General features: G+C 71.2%; 1 protein-coding gene. It reads left to right on the top strand.

Translation table 11 applies throughout. The features are described from left to right. Positions 1-27 precede the first annotated feature (27 nt). The coding region (locus EOA33_RS38635; protein WP_190234567.1) for a trypsin-like peptidase domain-containing protein at positions 28-393 on the top strand (366 nt) is incomplete at its 3' end.

Genomic DNA, 393 nt, shown 5'->3' with positions numbered 1-393 from the left:
TCAAGCCTGATATCACGGAGCCCGCTCATGGCCCTCGCCGCCGCCAAACTCCAAACCGACGACACGCTGCTCGACGCCTATTCGACGACCGTCGCCGACGCGGTCGACCGCATCGGCCCTGCCGTCTGCCGCATCGAGCGCATCGGCGGCGCGGGCGGCCATGGCTCCGGCTTCGTCATCACGCCGGACGGGCTGATCGTCACCAATTTCCATGTCGTCGGCGACGCGCGCGCCGTGCGCGTCACCATGCCGGACGGCGCCTCGCGCGAAGGCCGCGTGCTTGGCCGCGACCCCGACACCGACATAGCGCTGGTGCGCGCTGACGGCAGCTTCGCCGACGTCGCACCGCTCGGCGACTCCAAGCGCCTGAGGCGCGGCCAGATCGCGATCGCC

The organism is Mesorhizobium sp. M4A.F.Ca.ET.050.02.1.1 (assembly GCF_003997725.1).
In the GTDB taxonomy this organism is placed as follows: Bacteria; Pseudomonadota; Alphaproteobacteria; order Rhizobiales; family Rhizobiaceae; genus Mesorhizobium.
Note: the sequence above shows the minus strand (reverse complement) of the source record. Positions and strands in the feature narration are given on the sequence as shown.